We start from the raw sequence: 19,207 nt of genomic DNA, 5'->3' as shown, positions 1-19,207 counted from the left end.
GCTATGCAGAACAAGCCGCCGTACCCCATCACGTCGGTCGACCACGCGCTGCACCTGGCGATCCTGCTGCAGCAAGAGGGACCGCTGCGGGTCAGCGACGCCGCCGAACGCATCGGCGTCGCACCGTCCACAGCGCACAGACTGCTGGCGATGCTGGTGTACCGGGGTTTCGCCGAACAGCGGCCGGACCGGCGTTACCAGGCGGGAGACGTGCTCCGCCCGGCCGCGCCGTCCATGGCGCCGGTGGCCTTGCTGCGCCAGGTGGCGTTGCCGCACATGTACGACCTTGTCGATCGTGTGCGGGAATCGGTCAACCTCATGGTGCTCGCGGGCACCGAGGCGCGGTTCGTGGCCAGCGCCGAGTGCTCGCAGGTCCTCAGGGTGGGCACCAGAGTCGGCCGCACGCTGCCCGCGCGGCTGTGTTCCGGCGGCAAGGCCATTCTCGCGGCGATGCCGCCCGCCGAGGTCGCCGCGTTGCACTCCGCCACCGCCGAGGTGGACCTGCCCCGGTTGCAGCGCGAGTTGTCGCTGGTGCGCAAACGCGGGTTCGCCATCAACGACCAGCGCACCGAGGCCGGGCTGACCGCCATCGGTGTCGTGGTCAGGGATTCCGCGCGTGCGCCGATCGCCGCGCTGGCGATCGCCATGCCGAGCGTGCGTTTCCACCGCGACCGCGTCGCCGGGTGGGTCAGCGCGTTGGGCGTGACCTTGTCCGCGATCGAACGCGGCGCGTCGATTTCTGCACAGTAGAAAAACGTCCGCCACTGCACGGGGTGCGGGGCACGCTCGGAGCATGGACTCACCCGTGCGCATCGCGGCGACCGATGCCCCCGACCAGCCTGATCGGACGCCCGAACTGGAGGCGCTGTACCGCGGTTTCGCCGAGGAACTGCTCGTGCCGCTGTGGACCGAGATCGGCGACTTGATGCCGTCGCAGCCCGCCTCCAGGGCACTGCCGCACCGGTGGCGGTGGCGCGCCTTGCTGCCCATGGCCGAGCAGGCCGGGAACCTGGTGCCGGTCGGCCGTGGCGGTGAGCGCCGCGCGATCGCGTTGGCGAACCCCGGGCTCGCGGGGCGCCCGTTCGTGACACCGACGTTGTGGGCGGCGATCCAGTACCTCAACCCGCGTGAGGACGCGCCCGTCCACCGGCACACCCAGAACGCTTTCCGGTTCGTCGTCGAAGGCGAGGGCGTGTGGACGGTCGTCGACGGCGATCCGGTCGCGATGCGCCGTGGTGATTTCCTGCCCCAGGCCGGATGGCACTGGCACGGGCACCACAACCGCAGCGACGGCCCGATGGCGTGGATCGACGGCCTGGACATCCCGTTCCAGTACTACGGCGACGCCACGTTCTTCGAGTTCGGCCCGGACGAGGTCGACACCCGGGACGACCCGGCGCTGTCCCGGTCGGAACGGCTGTGGGCCCACCCGGGGTTGCGTCCGCTGACACACCTGCGGCCGACGCCTGCGACTCCGCTGCTGGCTTACCGGTGGGAGCACACCGATCGCGCACTGGCCGAGCAGTTGGCCATGGAGGCCGAGGGATACCCGGCGACCGTCGAACCCGGTCACGCCGCCGTGCGCTACACCAACCCGACCACCGGCGGCGACGTCCTGCCGACGATCCGGACCGAGTTCCACCGGCTCGCCGCGGGCACGTCGACCGGGCAACGCCGTGCGGTCGGCTCGTCGGTGTTCCAGGTCTTCGACGGTACGGGCGAGGTGACCGTCGGCACCGAACGCTGGACGGTCGACCGGGGCGACCTGTTCGTGGTGCCGTCATGGCACCCGCTGACCCTGGCGACCGAGACCGGCATGGACCTGTTCACGTTCGGCGACGCGCCGATCTTCGAACGGCTGAACCTGGAAGGCAGGGCATGAAACTGGCCACCCTGCGCGTGGACGGCGGGTTCCACGTCGCGCGCGTCGAAGACGGCGGATACGCCGACCTGGGCCCCGGGGACGTGGGCAGCCTGCTGGCCGAGCCCGGCTGGCCCGAGCACGCGGCGACGGCCGTCGGCGAGCACGTTCCCACCGGTTCCGCCGATCTCGCCCCGGTGATCCCCCGGCCTGGCAAGCTCGTCTGCGTCGGGTTGAACTACCGCACGCACATCACCGAAATGGGCCGCGACCTGCCGGAGTACCCCACGCTGTTCGCCAAGTTCCCGGAAGTCCTGATCGGACCGTACGACGATCTGGACCTGCCACCGGAGTCGGACACGGTCGACTGGGAGGCCGAGTTGGTCGTTGTCGTCGGACGCCGGGTGCGCCGCGCCGACGCGGAGTCGGCCAAGGCGGCGATCGGCGGGTACACCGTGATGAACGACGTCTCACTGCGCGACTGGCAGTTCCGCACCCGGGAATGGTTGCAGGGCAAGACATGGGAAGCCACCACGCCGCTCGGCCCGTACCTGGCCACGCCGGACGAGCTCGCCCCGGACGCCGCGATCACCTGCGCGGTCGACGGCGAGGTCGTGCAGTCGTCCACCATCGCCGACCTGCTCTTCAGCCCCGCCGACCTGGTCGGCTACGTCTCGACGATGGTCACGCTGAACCCCGGCGACGTGATCGCCACCGGAACGACCGGGGGAGTGGGGCACGCCCGCAAACCACCTCGCTACCTCGAAAAAGGACAGACCCTGCGCACCGCTATCGACGGCATCGGTGAGATGGTCAACGAGGTCCGGCGGGGATGACCTCCGCAGTGGACTGGATGGTCAGTGGCCACGAGTATTTCGCCTCGTGCCTTGCGGCCATCGACGACGCGACCGTGGCAGGGCCCAGCCGTCTGCCTGGCTGGTCCGGCAGGACCCTGCTCTCCCATGTCGGCCACAACGCCCGGGCCTTGGGACGGCTCGCGCACTGGGCGGCAACCGGGGAACCGACGCCCATGTACGCGAGCACACAGGCACGCGCTGACGAGATCGACGCGGGTGCTTCGTGGTCTGTGCAGCGGTTGCGCGGCTTCGTCGAGGAGGAGCAGGAGCGACTGGCCGATGCGCTCGACGGGCTGACCGACACGATGTGGCGCAACGAAGTCGTCACCGCGCAGGGCCGGGCCGTTCCGGCGACGACGATTCCGTGGCTGCGCAGCCGTGAACTGTGGATCCACGCGTGCGATCTGCCTGCGGGCGGGGATTTCACCGCGTTTCCCCGCGACTTCCTCGAAGCGCTGATCGACGACGCGCTGGCCCGTCGTGCGACGCAGGAAATCGTGGTGGACGTCGACGGACCACCCGCCGACCTGGCGCGCTGGCTCACCGGCCGCGGCGACTTCTCGCCACAGCTGCGCACCGCGACCGGGGCGCCACCGCCCGCGCTTCCAGCATGGCTCTGACACCGGTATTACCCTCGGGGCATGGTGTTCGACTCCGCGCGTTTCGACCTACGGCCGTATGCCGGGTTCGACATGGACCGGTACGTCACGCGGACGCACTGCAGCTGGGCGGACGCCGGGTGGGAGTCCTTGCTGGTGCAGCGGTTCGACCACGCGCGGGCCGCCGAGGACATGCCGATGCCAGGGGCGGCGGATCTGCACCTGGTCCTGCCGGTCGCCGGACAGGCCGTGGTCGAGACACGCCACGGCGGCCGAGTCAGCCGTCACAAGTGGGTCCCCGGTCGGCTGGAGCTGGTGCTGCCGAATTCGCCTTTCCTGCGCAGCTACCGCGGGGACGGCGAGATGCGCAGCGTCCAGGTCCACATCCCACGGGACACCGTCGAGTCGACCGCGGCGCGATTGGGCGGCCACGAGGTGGATTTCGAGGCGATGGCCGTGTCCGTCGCAGCCGGGGACCCGCTGCTCGAGGAAACCGTCAAGGCCCTCGGCTCGGTGGACGGAGCCAATGACCTCTACGCCGAGTCCGCGGCCGCTTTCCTGACCACGCACCTGCTGACCCGCCACTCGCGAATGCCGGAGCCGGGGATGCCCGCGCGGGAGGACGCCCGTGTCCGCACGGCCGTCAAGGTGATGCGCGAGCGGCTGGCCGACCCGATCACCCTGGCCGACATCGCCGCGGAGGTGCACCTCAGCGTGTTCCACCTCGTCCGGGTCGTCAAACAGGCCACCGGGATGACGCCGTACCGGCTGCTCACCGGCCTGCGGATCGACGAAGCCAAACGGTTGCTGCGCGAGACGGACCTGCCGGTCGCCCGGATCGCGCAGCGGTGCGGCTTCGCCAGCCCCGGCGCGCTGTCGACCGCCTTCCTGCGGCACACCGGAACTCGTCCGTCGGCGTACCGCAATTCCTGATCGACGGACGGCAATCCCGGGCATGGCGCGGGCGAGCCGCGTCGGCTTAGGTTCGGTGCCTGTGACAGAGTCTTTCGTTGTCGATGTCGCCGACAGTGACCTCGCCGACCTGCGTGCCCGGCTGGACCGGGTCCGGCTTCCCGAGCCGGAGACAGTGCCCGACGAGACGCAGGGACTCGGCCTGCGGCAGCTGTCGGCGTTGCTGGCCACATGGCGGGACCAGGACTGGCGCGCACGGGAAGCCCGGTGGAACGCGATTCCGCAGTACCGAGTGCTCCTGGACGGGCTGCGGATCGCGTTCTGGCACGTTCGTTCGCCTGAGCCGACGGCGTTGCCGTTGCTGCTGACGCACGGCTGGCCCGGCTCGGTGCTGGAGTTCGAGGACCTGCTCGGGCCGCTCACCGATCCGGTGGCTCACGGTGGGCACGCACGGGACGCCTTCCACGTGGTCGTCCCGTCGTTGCCGGGTTTCGGCTTCAGCGATCGTCCCCGTGAGCAGGGCTGGCATCCTGGCCGCACCGCACGGGCATGGGCCGAGTTGATGACGGTGCTCGGCTATGAGCGTTTCGGCGCGCACGGCGGGGACTGGGGTGCGGCGGTGAGCACGGAATTGGCCCTTGTCGCCCCGGAACGGGTCGCGGGCCTGCACCTGACGATGCCGCTGGCGTCGCCGCTGCCGGAGGACCGGATCTCACCGGACCCGGCGCAACAGCGCGTGCTGGACAAGCGTGACGTCCACCTGATGGACGGCTACGGCTTCGGGATGCTGATGGGCACGCGCCCGCAGACGATCGGCTACTCGTTGCTCGACTCGCCCGCCGGGCTGGCCGCGTGGCTCGGTGAGAAGTTCGCCGCCTACTCCGACGGCGTCAGCCTGGCGCAGCAAGTGGACACCATCGCGCTGTACTGGCTGACCGGCACGGGCGCCTCCAGCTCCCGGTGGTACTGGGAGGCGATGCGGTGGATGCCGCGCGGCGCGGAGGAGGAGAATGCGCGGCCTGTCACGGTGCCCACGGCGTGCTCGCTGTTCCCGGCCGATCCGTGGCCGACCGCGCGGCGCTGGGCGGAGCGGCGGTACCTCGATCTCCGCTCGTGGAACGACATGGACCGCGGCGGGCACTTCCCCGGCCTGGAACACCCGGACCTCCTGGTGACCGAGATCAGGGACGCGTTCCGGCACACGCGTCCTACCGCAGGAGCGTGACCGCCTGGTCGAACGCGGAGTCGCGGTTGGCGGCGAACTCCTCCTCGGTGAAGACCGGCGTCCGGATGTGCGGCGGTATGCCGGTGCCGTCGAAGGTCTGCCCGGACCGGGTCAGGTACTTCTCGTTGGGCAGTGTGAAGAACCAGCCGTTGGGCAGGGTGCGTTCCAGCTTGTCGGAGAACACGCCCTGGGTGTTCTCGCCGATCCGCAGCGGGCTCGGTGCCCGGCCGATCAGGGCCTGGGTGAACGTCTCTCCGGCGCTGAACGTCGACCCGCCGGTCAGCACGGCGACCGGTCCGGTGTGGACCGTCGAGCCCCGCAGCACCCACAGCGGTTGACGGCGGGGGTCGTCGTGGGCCTGCTTCGTGTAGGCCAGGTACGGCCTGGTGGTCAGGCGTTGTGCGATCCGGATGCCGTGCGGGTCGTCGCCGCCGACGTTGATCCGGACATCGATGATCAGCCCACGGAGTTGCTTGGTCAGCACGGTGTCGAGCGCGCGGTCGAGTTCCGCGGCATCGGCCGCGTAGCCCTGCCCGGTGTAGCCGGTGAACGCGATCAGCCGCAGATAGCCGATGCGCCCGGGAAGTTCCGCGTACCCGATCCGGCCGCGCCCGAACTCCCGCAGCGGCATGCCATCGAGGTCACGCCGCACGATGAACGACCGCACCTCGCGTTCCTGGTCCGGCGTCGGCAACGTCGTTCCCGGCTTGAGCGCCGCGAACCTCCGGTCGCCCGCGCCAAGGACGACGTGTGCGTCCCGCAGCGGCCGGACCATGTCGGTGAGCAGGGCGAAGAACTCGTCGTCGGACATGTCCGGCCGGACCTTCGGGCGGTACTGGGCGCGGACAGCGGCCCAGTCCACGTTCTTGGCGGCGAAGAACGGGTAGTTCTCGGCGAAGGTCGTCCAGAACACGTCGAAGCTCGCGAGCCGGTCTGCGGGGCCGGGCTTGCGGCACAGATCCGGGAGCGCTGGCAGCCGTCGCAGGTGCCGTGCACCGACCGAGCTGTCGATTCGCAGCGTCGCGCGTTGCCCTCGCCGGTCGGGGCGCAGGGTGAATTCATAGTCCTCGTTGACGAAGCGGTCCGGCCCGGTCTGCTTCGAGTCCGTCCCCTTGACGCAGCTGATCCGCGTGGTCTCGTACGACTGCGCATGGCCGCCCGCGACCTCGATGACCAAACCGTAGCCGTCGGTCTGCCATACGCCGTCCACGGGGCTGTCGGCCCATGCGGGTGTCGCAGTGGCGAGCAGACACAGTGCGGTGCCAGCCATGATCGTCCTCATGTGGCTCAGTCTTCTGACCGCGTCCGCCCGAGGCCACCGGGCCAGCCCCTGGGGGCTGACCCCCTAGAGGTTGAACCCGCTGATCTCCACGTGAGGCCGCCGCACGCCCTGGTACGACGCGTGCAGGGTGATGGATTCGCCTGGCCACAGCGTGACGTAGTTGTCCGACCAGCTGACCGGAAGGACCTGCGCACCACCCGGCGCGGTACGCAGATCGGCCCGGATGGACAGTGCGACCGTGGGTGAGTCGTTGCGCAGCACCACATCCAGGCCGTTGTGCTGGTAGGTGACCGACTTGGTCACCTGGGCCGACGGCAGGTTCTGCAGGCCGGTGAGGTCAGCCGACGCCGTGGTGGGCGTGTACCACCAGGTGGACTTCGGGAAGTCGAGCACGTCGTCCGAAGTGGACAACCAGTAGGTGTTGCGGTCGACCTCTCGGCCCGAGGCGTCGTGCAGGAGCAATCGGACCAGGTACGTTCCTGGTGTGTCCGGCTTCGGGACGTCCAGCAGGCGGCGGGAGGTGTTGGCATCCGCTGTGGCAGGGGCCGACTTGTCGGAGAGCACTCGGCCGTCCGGTGCGAAAGCCGTGGCGCGCACAGTCAACCGGGGCACGGCGGCGAGGCCCGTGTTGGCGAGAACCACCGACCGGTCGTCGTACGAGTACTGGACGTGCAAGGGCCGCAGTGCTTTCTTCGCACCGAAGAACGAGCCCGCCGACGCCAGGTCGTGGCTCCACAGGTGCCAGTAGAGCGTGGGCCAGGCGTTGTTGACCATCCAGTAGATCACGCCGGTGGACGGGTTGACCGGGTCGGCGAAGTCCCGTCCGTACGCCTCGAACTGGGCGCGGTTGGCCTCGTAGTTGGCCAACTGGGCTTTGCGCAGGAAGTCGCGCAGGTCCGTGGGCGTGCCGTAGCGTTGGGCCAAGGCGGCCGAGAAGACGGTCAGCTTGGAGAACACTTCCTTCTTGGCGAGGTGGTACTGCGGCTTGTCCGGGTTGCGCCACAGGTCGTCGATCTCCTGCGGTGACAGGTACCGCCGCAGGGTGTCGAGTTCCGGGATGGTGGGGCCGGGGCCGACCTCGGAGGCGAACCCGGCCGCGCCGCCGAGCTTGTCCTGGTACCAGTAGTTCGGCGGGACCCACCAGTAGGGGCCGTCCATCTTCATGCCGGACTTGCCGAGCGTCGGTGTGGTTTTCGCGGCCGCAGACGGGATGATCGGGGCCTGGAAGTCCGCGCCCCGCAACGCGTTCACGTAGACCTGTTCCACGCGCGCGGTCGCCGCGTTGTCGCTGCCGATGAGGAAACCGAGCACGCTGGGGTGGTTCACCATCCGCTTGGCCTCGGCCGACGTGGACTCGCCCGCTACGCGGTAGTCCTCCTCGGTCCACCCGCTGTACTTCTCCCACTTCGTGCAGCACTCCCAGCCCGGCAGCAGCATGATGCCCAGCCGGTCGGCGAGGTCGAGCAGTTCGTGGTCCTCCTCTTTGCCTTCCATCCGCAGCGTGTTCAGGCCGAGGTCACGGGCGTGCCGGAGTTCGGCGGCGAGCCGCTCGGGCTGCGCGCGCAGGTACAGGTCCGACGCCCAGCCGCCGCCGCGGACACCGAACGGTTTGCCGTTGACGTAGAACTGCCGCGCTCCCGCGGCGGTGAGCTCCGACCGGACGTCACGGATGCCGAACGAGATGTCCGCTCGGTCGGACAGGCCGCGCCCGGTCCACGCGGTGAGGTCCAGCCGATGCAACGGCTGGTCGCCGAACTGCGCGGGCCACCACACTTTCGGCTTGTGCACGGTGATCGGCGGGAAGGTGACGGTCTGGGTCTGCTTGGGTGCGAGTGAGACCTGTTGGTACAGCGGGTTGCTGGCGGCTGTGCCGATGAGCGCGGTGGTGACAGGGTTGTCGGTGTTGTTGCGCAGCTCGGCTTTCACGGTGAGCGTCGCGGACCGCAGGTCCGGTAGGTCGAGTGCGGTCAGCACACGGGCGTCGGTGACCGAGACCGGGCCGGTGGTGGCGATCTGGACGTCACGCCAGACGCCCATGTTGTTGTCCGGGGCGGGTGGGCTCCAGTCCAGGAAGCTGACCGTGAAGTCGCGGAACGGGTCGGCGGGCATCGCCTTGATCGCGATCGCGTTGCGGCCGTGCTTGAGCAGGCCGGTGACGTCGAACTCGTAGCGGGGATAGGCGCCCGCGACGCGGTCCGTGCCCGCGATCATGGTCCCGTTGACCCACAGTTCGCCCCGCGCGATGACACCGCCAGTCAACCGCAGGAACGTGTGCCTGCCCGGCGCCTGCGCGGCCGTGAACTCATGGCGGTACCACCAGGGAACGGCGAAGTCGGCGGGATCGACCGCGTCGCGCAGGGTGGTCGAGTAGTTCAGGTCCGGGTACTTCCGGTTGGCGATCAGGCCCGCCATCACGGTCGACCTCGCGGGGACGGCGTACCAGGACCGGTCGCCGAACCTCGGCGTGGAGATCTCCGCCCCGCCCTGGGTGGCCACGGCCGACGACTGCATCCGCCACCCAGGCACGGTCGTCACCTTGCCGGGGACCAGCGGCACCGCTGGTGTGCCAGCCTCGGCGGCAGGGGGCACCGCGAGCAGGGACAGCGCCAGCACGACGGTGAACAGGCGTCCGATCATGCAACGCACTGTGCCCCGGTGAAGAAGTTTCGGCAAGACTCCTAACGAAGTAAATCCATAACCGGGTGAGCATCAAATTCACTCGCGCCATCGCGTCCGTGCCGCGATCATCCGCTCATGCGCGCTGACTCCTCCGAAACGCGGGATCGACTGCGCCACGCGTTCTTCTGGCACGGCGACCGCACCGACGACAGTTGGTACGCCGACGTGACGAACTGGTGGCGCAGCCCCACGCTGCTGCGCTCACTCGGTCCGGCCCTCGCATCGCTGTTCCGCGACGACCGGCCCACGGTGGTGCTCGGCGTCGAGTCGAGCGGTTGCCTGCTGGGGCCGCTCGTCGCGCTGGACCTCGGCGTCGGGTTCGTCGAAGTGCGCAAGCGCCGGGAGCAAGTCGTCGACAGCGACGCATGGCGGGAACGGACCAGTCCGCCCGACTACAGCGACCGCCACCGGACTCTCGCCTTCCGCAAGCGTTTGGTCAGCCCCAAGGACCGGGTGCTCGTCGTCGACGACTGGATCGCCACGGGCGGTCAGGCGTCGGGAGTCCAACTGCTCGTGCGGGACGCCGAAGCCACGTGGTTGGGCGTGGCGACCGTCGTCGACGCCCTGAGGAGCAACGAAACCCGCCGCCGCCTCACCGTCCGCTCCCTGCTGCACATGCGGGATCTCTGATCAGACGGGTGCGGGTGCGGTCAGGCCGGTCACGGCCAGGCCGAACAGCCGGTGGGCTTCGCCGGCCGGGTCGGGATAGTGCTCGGTGGCCAGCACGATGCCGACGATCAACGTGATCAGGTCCGTGACTGTGACGCCCGTCGTGACCACGCCGTCCCGGATGGCGCGGTGCAGCAGCGGGCCTGCGGCGTTCTCCATCGCCGCTGAGCAGGAGTTCTCGTGCACATTCCCGATCTCGGTGCCGTCGTAGGTCAGTGCGGCCGCGAGGCCCCGGGCTGAGACGCAGTACGTGACAAGCTCGTCCAGCCATTGCAGCAGTGCGGCCCGGCTGTCGTCGGTGTCGATCAGGTCGGCGGCGCGGGCGACCAGGGCGTCGATCCGGTCCTGGGACACCGCTTCCAGCAAGGCTCGGCGGGTGGGGAAGTGGCGGCGCACGGTTGCCGAGCCGACTCCCGCCACGCGGGCGATCTGTTCCAGTGACGCCGCCGCGCCATGAGCGGCGACCTCGTCCGAGGCAACGGCCAGGATGCGTGCGTAGTTGCGCCGCGCGTCCGCGCGTTGCCGGTCGGTCATGGCTGCCTCCGTCCTTGCTAAGTGGCGGGCCCCGTCATATTGTAGCCTCGGATAAACGGCGGGCCCCGCCACTTAAACGAGGAGTGTGTCATGTCCCCAGCTTCCACGCCTGTTCTGGTCACCGGTGCCACCGGTCGGCAGGGCGGCGCCACCGTTCGTGCCCTGCGGGCGGCGGGTGTTCCCGTCCGGGCCCTGGTGCGTGATCCGGCGAAGGCCCAGGGGCTCGGCGTCGAGCTCGTCACGGGTGACCTGAACGACCGTGACTCCGTGGTCCGGGCCGCGCAGGGTGTCCGTGCGGTCTTCTCCGTGCAGATGCCGGGGATGACCCCGACCGGGGACGGCTTCGACTTCGACGGCGAGGTGGCGCAGGGTGTGAACCTGATCGAGGGCGCCAAGGCCGCCGGAGTGGAGCAGTTCGTGCACACCTCTGTCTCCGGTGCCGGTCAGCACACGGACGCGCCGGGCTGGGCGGACGGCCGCTGGCCGGAGATGGCGCCGACCCTCAACGCCAAGAAGGCGATCCAGGATCACCTCCGCGCCGCGGGCTTTCCGCGGTGGACCCTGCTCAAGCCCGGTTTCTTCATGGAGAACTTCCTGCCGTCCATGGCATTCCTCTTCCCACGCGGCATCGAGGGCGGACTGGTCAGCGTGGTGAAGCCGGAGACACGGCTGTCCATGGTGGCGGTCGACGACATCGGCACCGCGGCCGCGGCCGCCATCGCCGAGCCCGAGCGGTTCCACGGGATCGAACTGGAACTCGCGGGCGAGTACCTGTCGATGACCGAGATCGCCGAGATCCTGTCCCGCGTCTTGGGGACACGACTGTCCGCTCCGGACATGACCGAGCAGGACGCCATCGCCGCCGGAATGCCCCCCATGGGCGCCACCCACGAGTGGCTCAACGTCGTCGGGCAACCGGCTCGCCCGCGGTTCGCCGAAGACCTCGGCCTCCCGCTCACCTCCTTCGAGCAGTGGGCGCGGGAACACATGCGCGGCTGACACCGGTCAGGAATCAAGAAGCACCGGTCAGCCCGCCGCGCCTAGCGTTGCGGCCATGACCAACATCGACACGATCACCATCGAGGTCGCCGACCTCCCGGCCGCCGAACGCTTCTACGCCGCCATCGGCCTGGCCACCCGGATCCGCCTGCGCGCCACGCAGGAACCCAGCACGGGTTTCCGGGGATTCACCCTGTCGCTCATCGTGTCCCAACCGGCCGACGTCAACACCCTGGTCGACGCCGCGCTGAAGGCCGGGGCGACGACCCTCAAGCCCGCCACGAAATCGATGTGGGGCTACGGCGGCGTCGTCCAGGCCCCGGACGGCACGATCTGGCAGGTGGCGACCTCGGCGAAGAAGGACACCGGCCCGGCGACCGGGCAGATCGACGCCATCGTGTTGCTGCTGGGAGTCGGCAACGTGGCCGCCAGCAAGCAGTTCTACACCGACATGGGCTTCACCGTCGCCAAGAGCTTCGGCCCCATGTACGTCGAGTTCGCAGCCGAGTCGAGCCCGTTCAAACTGTCGCTGTACCGGCGCAAGGCGCTCGCCAAGGTCGCCGGGGTCGCTGTGGAGGGCACCGGCTCACACCGGATCGTGGTCGGCGGCGCCGCGCAACCGTGCGCCGACCCGGACGGGTTCGTCTGGCACACCTCCACAGTGGCAGCCGAATCCTGATGTGCCACAACCGAATGCCACCACACCACAACCAGCGGAAGGAGCCGGGGATGCGCATGGACAAGCAGGCAGCGGCACTGCGGGACGTCCTCGCCAAGATCGACGAGATGCCCGACCACGAACGCGCCATGGCCGAACGCATCCACGTGATCGTCACCGAGAACATCCCGGAGGTCGTCCCGAAACTGATGTACGGAATGCCCGCGTACGCGCTCAACGGCAAGGTCGTCTGCTTCTTCCAGGCCGCGAGCAAGTTCAAGACCCGCTACTCGACCTTCGGGTTCGAGGAGCAGGCGACCCTCGACGACGGCGCGATGTGGCCGACGAGCTTCGCCCTGACCGAGATGACCGCGGAGGTGGCGGACCGCATCACGTCCCTCGTCCGCAAGGCGGTGAGCTGACCGCGCACTACCGCTCGTTCCGGTAGTCGCTCGGCCTGGCGCCGCGCAACCGCTTGAACGCCACGCTCAACGCGAAAGCGTTGGCGTAGCCCACTTTCCGGGCGATCGTGGCCACGGTGTGGTCGGTTGTCCGCAGCAGGTCGGCGGCGAGGGTGATTCGCCAGCCGGTGAGGTACGCCATCGGCGACTCGCCGACCAGCGCGGTGAACCGCCGGGCGAGCCCCGCCCGCGACACACCCACCTTGGCGGCCAGGTCCGCCACCGTCCACGCATGCGCCGGGTTGTCGTGCAGCAGGCGCAATGCCAGGCCCAACAACGGGTCGTCCAGTGCACGGCACCAGGCTGGGGCGTCGGTGTCCGGGGCGTCGAACCAACTGCGCAGTGCCGACACCAGCATCAGGTCGAGCAGTCGGTCCAGGACCAGTTGCTGTCCAGGGCGGTCGCGGGAGATCTCCGCAACCACCGTCTCCACCGACGGGTACGGGCTGTCCGCGACCGGGACCACCAGCACTGCGGGCAGGGAGCGCAGGAGCCGTTCGCTGAGGTCGCCGCGGCGTTCGAACGCCCCGCTCACCAGCACCGAGGCGTCCGCTGCGGGCGTTCCGCACGTGTCGTTGACACAGTAGTCTTCGCTGGTTATCACGCGAGTGGGCGTGGTCGCCGGGTCGTCGGCCACGGTGTACGGCACGTCACCGCGGACGACGGCGACATCGCCGCGTTCGATGCGGACCGGCTCCAGCTCGTCGGCGACGATCCAGGCGTGGCCCCGCAGCGGCATCGCCAGCGTCAGCGGGGCGCCGCTGGACATCCGCAAAGCCCAGGGCGGTCGGATGATCGCCTGCTGGAAGACGGCACCGTGTGCGTGGACGTCCGCCAACAGCTCCGATACAGCGTCCATGACCCCAGTCTAGACGTACAGACATCAAGCAGAGCTTTTCAGCCATGGATCGTCTCACGTGCTGACTGTTGACTGGGGTCATGTCTGAACAACCGATTCTGGTCACCGGGGCGACCGGGAAGTCCGGCCGCCGTGTCGTCGGCAAGCTGCGTGCTCGAGGGCTGCCGGTCCGGGCCGCCGCGCGGACGGGTGAGCACGTCTTCGACTGGAACGACTCGGCCACGTGGGACGCCGCCCTTGACGGCGTGCGGTCCGTCTACATCGTGCAGTTGGACGGCACGAAGTTGGTGCGTCCGTTCGTCGAGCGCGCGGTCCGGCACGGGGTGCGGCGGGTTGTGCTGGCTTCCGGCCGGGGGATCGACAATCCGGATTACGCCAAGGACCCCAGCGGGATGGCCGCGGGGATGGTCGACAGCGAGGCCGCCGTGCGGCAGAGCGGTCTGGAGTGGACGATCAGCAGGCCGGGGTGGTTCGCGCAGAACTTCGACGAGGGCTTCTTCGCCGACGCCATCCGTGCCGGTGAGTTGCGGCTTCCCGGGGGTGACGGCGCCGCGACCTTCGTCGACGCCGAGGACATCGCCGACGTGGTGGTCGCCGCGTTGACCGAGGACCGGCACTCGGGGCAGATCTACGAGCTGTCCGGCCCACGGGCGGTGACCCTCGCCGAGGCGGTCGCCACCATCTCGAAGGCCAGTGGCCGCGAGATCCGCTACGTCCCGCTGTCGGTCGACGAGTACGTCGCCGAGCTCACGCGCCAGGGACTGCCTGCCGCGGACGCCGAGGCGTTCGCCGAGATCATCATCGCGCTCCGGGATGGCAAGGACGAGCACGTGTCCGACGGTGTACCGCGTGCACTCGGCCGCCCGGCACGGACGTTCGCCGAGTTCGCCGAGTCCACCGCCGCCAATGGGGGTTGGCGGGCCTGACCGGACCACGAATGCGGGGCTCCTTGACCGGGAGCCCCGCATTCGGGTGTGCGGTCAGAGGATCGGTTCGATCCAGATGTTGCGGTACCTCGGGTTCTGGCCCGGGTCGCCGTGGTCCTGCAGGCGGATCGAGCCCGGCGACGTGGTCTCCGGGTCGCCCGCGCCCGTGGGGCCGTTGACTTCCACGTTGTTGTGCACTGTCTTGCCGTTCCACACAAGCGTCACACGGGCGTTGTCGGTCTTGTTGCCCGACGAGTCGAAGCGGGCCGCGCGGAAGGTGATGTCGTAGGTCTGCCAGGTCAGCGGTGCTGTCGCGGCGTTGACGTCCGGTGCCTTCTTCAGGTAGATCGAGCCTGCCTCGTCGTTGGCGAGCGTGGTGTCGCCGTAGGAGTCCAGCACCTGGACCTCGTAGCGGTCCTGGAGGTAGATGCCGCTGTTGCCGCGTGCCTGACCGGTCACGTTCGACGGGTACTGGGGTTCGTACCATTCGACGTGCAGCTTGAAGTCCCCGAACTTCTGCTTGGTCCGGATGTCGCCGCCGAGGGTTTCCACCGAGCCACCGGCGATCGGCCACGTCGCCGCGCCACCCGACCTGAGTTCCCACGCGTTGAGGTTGCTGCCGTTGAACAACGGGATCCGCTGGGCCGCGGTGACCGTGATGTTGTCGAAGTTGACGTTGCCGTTGTCGCCGTCGTCGTACCGGTAGGAGATCGAGTTGGCGCCGGCCCTGAGCGTCAACGCTTCCGGTTGCGACGCCCAGTTCTCCCACGTGACCGTGCTGGCCAGCCGGGTTTGCCGGACCTTCGCCCCGTTGACGTAGACGCTGACAGTCTTGGCGCCGGGACTCGGATCAGGGCCGTTGGAGTAGCGCAGGGCGACGTTGTACGTCCCGGCCGTGGGGGCGTTGACCGAGAACGTGGTGCTCGCGCCCTTGTTCCAGTAGCCGTCGACGAAACCGGTTCCCTCGTAGCCGGTGTGGTTGGTGTTGACGGCAGCGCCGCCGGCCAGCGTCGCGCGCTCGGCCTCGTAGGTCACGGCCGCGGCGGGCCCGCCGACGACGGAGTTGAGCGTGTACCACGCTTCCGTGCTCCACAACGGCGCGCCGGAAGTCGAGGAGAACGGTCGGGGCGAACGGATGTGCACCACACGCCCCGCCTGCAGACCGGGGATCTGGAGGGTGACCTTCTTGCGGTCGGCGGATACCGACGCGCCGCTCACGGAAAGCGTTTGCTCGTCGATCTTCGGGCCGCCGTACGTCGGCGTCGGCTTGTAACGCCATTGGGATGCCTGGTATTTCGTCGCGAGGTTCTGCACGGTCTGGTCCGACAACGGCTGCGTGTACTCCAGTTGGAACCCGCCCTGGACGGCGCGCATGGCCAGGATGTCGAACGTGCTGGTGCTGTTCGGTGTCAGCTTCTGCAGGCCGTAGGCGAGTTTGCCCGGCTGGCCCCAGTTGCCGCCGCCGTCGATGCCGCCGGTGTAGATCGCGCCGTCCGGGCCGAGGCTGATCCGGCTGACACCGGACTCGAGCCCTTGGGTCATCCGGAAGACGGCGCCCTGGTACTCGCCGTTGACCTTCTCGAGGAACGCGCGCTGGACACCGCCGTAGGTCACGTCACCGAACACCATCTGCCCGGCGAACGGTCCCTTCGTCAACGTGATCGGGTTGCTCGGGGAGTTGGCGATCTCGTTGTGCGGCAGCCACAACACCGGTGCGGTGACCGGTTTCGCGTCGTACGGTCCCGCCGGGTTCGTGTAGTGGTTGAAGAACCGGTCCTGCTTGACCCGGACCAGTTTGTTCGCGGGCAGCCAGCCACCCTGGTTGTCGGTGACGTAGATGTCGCCTTCCGGGCCCCAGCCGATGCCGTGCGGCGTCCGCAGGCCACCCGCGACGTACGACACCTGGCCGGTGCGCTTGTTGACCTTGATGGTTGTGCCGCGGTTGGCCGAGGGCTGCGGGTCGGTCGTGGCGCCGCCGTAGTTGATCGCCACCGACAGGTTGGCGTAGAAGAAGCCGTCCTTGTACAGCAACCCGAACGCGAACTCGTGGAAGTTGTCGCTGAACGGCCACGTGGCCACGGTCCGGTAGTCGTCGGTGACGCCGTCGCCGTTCGTGTCGTTCAACTCGACCAGCCGCGCCTTCTCGGACACGTACAGCTTGCCGTCGACGTACTTGATGCCCATCGGCTCCTTCAAGCCGCTTGCGACGCGCTGCGCCTGGACACGCGACGGGTCCGTGTTGCCTGCGACATTGCTCATCAGGTAGACCTCGCCGAGCACGTTGTTCGAGCCGCCCCACGTGGCGATCGCGAGCCTGCCGTCAGGTAGCCAGTCCATGCCGGTGACCTGCGGCTGGAAACCGTTGGGGCGCAGGTTGGTCAGCGTGAAGCCCGGGTGCACGGAGGTCAGCGGCAGCCCGTCGCCGGGTGAGTCGGCGGTGCCCTCGCACTCCTTGCGCCCCGGTGAGGTCACCCGCACGACGTCGGCGTCGGTGCTGAGCACCGAGTTCGGCACGAGCGCGAACGCCGCCGCGCCCGGCGGCTGCCACTCCAGCGTGATCTGCTGGTCGTAGAGGTTGTCGAAGTGCTCGATCCGCAACGAGTGGTAGCCGGTGCCGAGGTGGACCGAGCCGGTCACCGGTGTGGCGCCGTGCAGCCCGTCGTGGTTGATCACCAGCTGGTTGTCGATGCTCAGCCGTGACCCGTCGTCGCTGGTCAGACGGAACTGGTACGTGCCAGCGGCGGAGATGTTGATGTTGCCGCTCACCTCGGACACGAACCGGTCGCCGATCCCGAAGTCGGCCGTGCTCGACCAGTTGATCACCGGCATGAGCTTGTCGACGTTGGGTGTCTGCCCCGGTTTGACGGTGCAGAGCTTGGCGAGGTCGGCTTGGATGTCGAACACGCGCAGGGTGACTCCGGGCTGTTGCGGCGGGATCGCCGCGTGCGCCGGTGCCGCCACGAAGGCGGACAGGAACGTGAACAGGACGACCGCGGCGACGAGCGACTGACGGCATCGTTCGTGGACGGCTCGAAGCATCTTTGCTCCTTGCGGGAGGCAGGGTTCTCCACAGGCAGTCCCGCGAACGTACGAAGACTTTTGTCTCTCGTCAACGAAAGTATGTTCAGTTCTAGCCAAAGTTAGGCCGAACGGCCCCCGCTCGGAGCCGATCACCTGTTTGAGCGACTGCTCAACGGGAGGAGGATTCGGTGAAGATCGTGATACCGGGAGGGACGGGGCACATCGGCCGGTTGCTGACTCGCGCACTGACGGCGGCGGGGCATGACGTGCCGGGCCGCCTTGTCGAAGCCGGGTTCACCTTCGACTTCCCCGGTCTGGCCGGATGCGGCCCGCGACCTGGTCCAGAGTGCCGAAACCTGCGCTGTGGCGTGAGGGAAGTCGGTACCATCCGCCGTCATGGTCCTGGTACTGCTGGTGTTCGGTGCGTTGGGGACGCCTGTGACCGGGTTGTTCGTCCGGCCGGACGTCAACGGGGCCAGGCACGGCGACGAGATGTACGTCGACATCGCCACCTTCAGTTGGTACGGCTACCTGGCGGTGTCCGGTGCGTTGCTGGCCGCCGGGCTGATCGGCTTCGCGCGTGGCACTTCGCAATCCAGGGCGGTCGCCGCGGGAACGACAACCGCGCTGGTGGGGCTCATCGTGGTGTTCGGGTCGATCCACGTCCTCGCCGTCACGACCGGAGTGTTCCGCGGCGACGGCCAACCGGTGCTCGCGGCGTTGTCCGCGGCGGTCGGCGTGGCGACGATGGCCGCGCTGGTCCGGGTCCGTGCCCGTCTTCGATCGACGGGATGACGCCGGTCAGGCGCAGAGCGACCTGTTACGCGGCTTCGGTGGCGCGCAGCGTGCCGAAGTGCTGTTCGGTGTCCCGGATCAGCCGGTTGAACACGACCTTGCGCTGGACCGGCGCGAGTACCTTCATCCCGGCGGACAGGCGGGGCGCGCCGTTGAGGGCGAACCGCCACAGGAAGCGTGCGCCCCCTTCGGCCGGGTCGACCTGGTAGTCCTCGGCGAGCGTGCCGAGCCCTGGCACGTTGGCCTGCTCGACGGTGAACGCGTGCCTGCGCTGTTGCTCGTCCCAGATGAAGAAACGCTCGCGCAAGGCCACGCCCATCGACCGCACCTCACGTGTGGTGCCCACCCCGAACGGCCGGGGTGACGTGTAGTGCACGGAAATCGGGCGGCACCACGCCAGCGGGCGGTCGGCGGTGAGCCCCGCCCACACTTCGTCCGGGTCGGCCTTGAGGTGCATGGTGTAGCTGTAGACGTGCGACGCGGTGGTGAACACGCTCTCGTCGGCGATCGGTGTCGACCGGAACCAGACCATTGTCCTCACCCGTTCGGTGCGATTGCTACTCGCGAGTAACTATAGGTCCGGTCTTCCCGGCTGTCCACGGTGGATTTCGTGAATACCACCACGTGGTAACAAGTTCACCGCGGCCGACGATCCGTGCGACACGCTCCGACGGCTCAACGATCACGCCGAGAAAGTAGAATCATCCGGCAGTTGTGAGCGGTATGTCGGCAATATCGCGCATACGCACATCACGCACCCGAAAGTCCTGGACTTCGTGACCGTCAAGACTCGGTACGACGACATCGTCCACTTCAACATCTCCGTCGACCTGAACGAGGAGTTCATGCACGCCGCGCGCACTTCGATCC

Annotated in this window: 18 protein-coding genes; 12 read left to right on the top strand and 6 right to left on the bottom strand. The window is 68.7% G+C overall.

Annotated elements, in window-relative coordinates; genetic code table 11:
• Window positions 1–3 precede the first annotated feature (3 nt).
• From ALI144C_RS03700 to ALI144C_RS03675, 6 genes are all read left to right on the top strand, one after another.
• Entirely contained in the window at window positions 4–750 is a 747-nt protein-coding gene (locus ALI144C_RS03700) for an IclR family transcriptional regulator (protein WP_076985567.1), read from the top strand.
• 43 nt (window positions 751–793) lie between these two features.
• Window positions 794–1,882 (top strand): cupin domain-containing protein, encoded by a 1,089-nt coding sequence (locus ALI144C_RS03695; protein WP_076985566.1) that lies wholly within the window; start codon window positions 794–796, stop codon window positions 1,880–1,882.
• Entirely contained in the window at window positions 1,879–2,697 is an 819-nt protein-coding gene (locus ALI144C_RS03690) for a fumarylacetoacetate hydrolase family protein (protein ID WP_076985565.1), read from the top strand. The genes ALI144C_RS03695 and ALI144C_RS03690 overlap by 4 nt, the downstream gene beginning before the upstream one ends.
• Window positions 2,694–3,338, top strand: a complete 645-nt coding sequence (locus ALI144C_RS03685) for a maleylpyruvate isomerase family mycothiol-dependent enzyme (RefSeq protein WP_076985564.1) — start codon at window positions 2,694–2,696, stop codon at window positions 3,336–3,338. Before ALI144C_RS03690 ends, ALI144C_RS03685 begins: the two co-directional genes overlap by 4 nt.
• A gap of 21 nt (window positions 3,339–3,359) precedes the next feature.
• Window positions 3,360–4,250, top strand: coding sequence for a helix-turn-helix domain-containing protein (locus ALI144C_RS03680; RefSeq protein WP_076985563.1), 891 nt, complete (start codon window positions 3,360–3,362; stop codon window positions 4,248–4,250).
• Between the two features lie 61 nt (window positions 4,251–4,311).
• Window positions 4,312–5,454: an epoxide hydrolase family protein gene (locus tag ALI144C_RS03675; protein WP_330359563.1), complete on the top strand. Its 1,143-nt coding sequence runs from the start codon at window positions 4,312–4,314 to the stop codon at window positions 5,452–5,454.
• Here ALI144C_RS03675 and ALI144C_RS03670 read toward each other — a convergent pair.
• Window positions 5,438–6,736: a S41 family peptidase gene (locus ALI144C_RS03670; protein WP_076985562.1), complete on the bottom strand. Its 1,299-nt coding sequence runs from the start codon at window positions 6,734–6,736 to the stop codon at window positions 5,438–5,440. The two genes, ALI144C_RS03675 and ALI144C_RS03670, sit on opposite strands and share 17 nt — an antisense overlap.
• A 63-nt stretch (window positions 6,737–6,799) precedes the next feature.
• Window positions 6,800–9,373, bottom strand: a complete 2,574-nt coding sequence (locus ALI144C_RS03665) for a glycoside hydrolase family 2 protein (protein WP_076985561.1) — start codon at window positions 9,371–9,373, stop codon at window positions 6,800–6,802.
• A gap of 117 nt (window positions 9,374–9,490) precedes the next feature.
• Here ALI144C_RS03665 and ALI144C_RS03660 point away from each other — a divergent pair, with 117 nt between their 5' ends.
• Window positions 9,491–10,045 carry a phosphoribosyltransferase family protein gene (locus tag ALI144C_RS03660; protein WP_076985560.1) on the top strand — a complete coding sequence of 185 codons (555 nt, stop codon included), beginning with the start codon at window positions 9,491–9,493 and terminating at the stop codon, window positions 10,043–10,045.
• Here ALI144C_RS03660 and ALI144C_RS03655 read toward each other — a convergent pair whose 3' ends face one another.
• On the bottom strand, window positions 10,046–10,618 hold the full coding sequence (locus ALI144C_RS03655; RefSeq protein WP_076985559.1) for a TetR/AcrR family transcriptional regulator: 573 nt from the start codon (window positions 10,616–10,618) through the stop codon (window positions 10,046–10,048).
• Between the two features lie 90 nt (window positions 10,619–10,708).
• On the opposite strand from ALI144C_RS03655, the gene ALI144C_RS03650 reads away from it, so the two are divergent.
• Genes ALI144C_RS03650 through ALI144C_RS03640 form a run of 3 tightly spaced genes read left to right on the top strand, consistent with a single transcriptional unit; the run spans window position 10,709 to window position 12,697 of the window.
• Window positions 10,709–11,617 (top strand): NmrA/HSCARG family protein, encoded by a 909-nt coding sequence (locus ALI144C_RS03650; protein WP_076985558.1) that lies wholly within the window; start codon window positions 10,709–10,711, stop codon window positions 11,615–11,617.
• A gap of 55 nt (window positions 11,618–11,672) precedes the next feature.
• On the top strand, window positions 11,673–12,296 hold the full coding sequence (locus ALI144C_RS03645) for a glyoxalase (protein ID WP_076985557.1): 624 nt from the start codon (window positions 11,673–11,675) through the stop codon (window positions 12,294–12,296).
• 50 nt (window positions 12,297–12,346) lie between these two features.
• Window positions 12,347–12,697, top strand: a complete 351-nt coding sequence (locus ALI144C_RS03640) for an iron chaperone (RefSeq protein ID WP_076985556.1) — start codon at window positions 12,347–12,349, stop codon at window positions 12,695–12,697.
• Window positions 12,698–12,704: 7 nt separating this feature from the next.
• Here ALI144C_RS03640 and ALI144C_RS03635 read toward each other — a convergent pair whose 3' ends face one another.
• Entirely contained in the window at window positions 12,705–13,595 is an 891-nt protein-coding gene (locus ALI144C_RS03635) for an AraC family transcriptional regulator (RefSeq protein WP_076985555.1), read from the bottom strand.
• A gap of 80 nt (window positions 13,596–13,675) precedes the next feature.
• Here ALI144C_RS03635 and ALI144C_RS03630 point away from each other — a divergent pair, with 80 nt between their 5' ends.
• A complete protein-coding gene (locus ALI144C_RS03630; RefSeq protein WP_076985554.1) occupies window positions 13,676–14,521 on the top strand; it encodes an NAD(P)H-binding protein in 846 nt (281 codons plus the stop codon).
• 54 nt (window positions 14,522–14,575) lie between these two features.
• Here the strand turns inward: ALI144C_RS03630 and ALI144C_RS03625 are convergent, their stop codons facing one another.
• Entirely contained in the window at window positions 14,576–17,560 is a 2,985-nt protein-coding gene (locus ALI144C_RS03625; RefSeq protein WP_076985553.1) for a family 16 glycoside hydrolase, read from the bottom strand.
• 378 nt (window positions 17,561–17,938) lie between these two features.
• Here ALI144C_RS03625 and ALI144C_RS03620 point away from each other — a divergent pair, with 378 nt between their 5' ends.
• Window positions 17,939–18,337 carry a hypothetical protein gene (locus ALI144C_RS03620; RefSeq protein ID WP_076985552.1) on the top strand — a complete coding sequence of 133 codons (399 nt, stop codon included), beginning with the start codon at window positions 17,939–17,941 and terminating at the stop codon, window positions 18,335–18,337.
• A gap of 25 nt (window positions 18,338–18,362) precedes the next feature.
• Here ALI144C_RS03620 and ALI144C_RS03615 read toward each other — a convergent pair whose 3' ends face one another.
• Window positions 18,363–18,869, bottom strand: a complete 507-nt coding sequence (locus ALI144C_RS03615) for an SRPBCC family protein (protein WP_076985551.1) — start codon at window positions 18,867–18,869, stop codon at window positions 18,363–18,365.
• Window positions 18,870–19,207: the final 338 nt, after the last annotated feature.

It is taken from the genome of Actinosynnema sp. ALI-1.44, from assembly GCF_001984155.1.
Classification (GTDB): domain Bacteria; phylum Actinomycetota; class Actinomycetes; order Mycobacteriales; family Pseudonocardiaceae; genus Kibdelosporangium.
The sequence above is the reverse complement of the archived record's forward strand: the minus strand, read 5'-3'. Positions and strand labels throughout refer to the sequence as shown.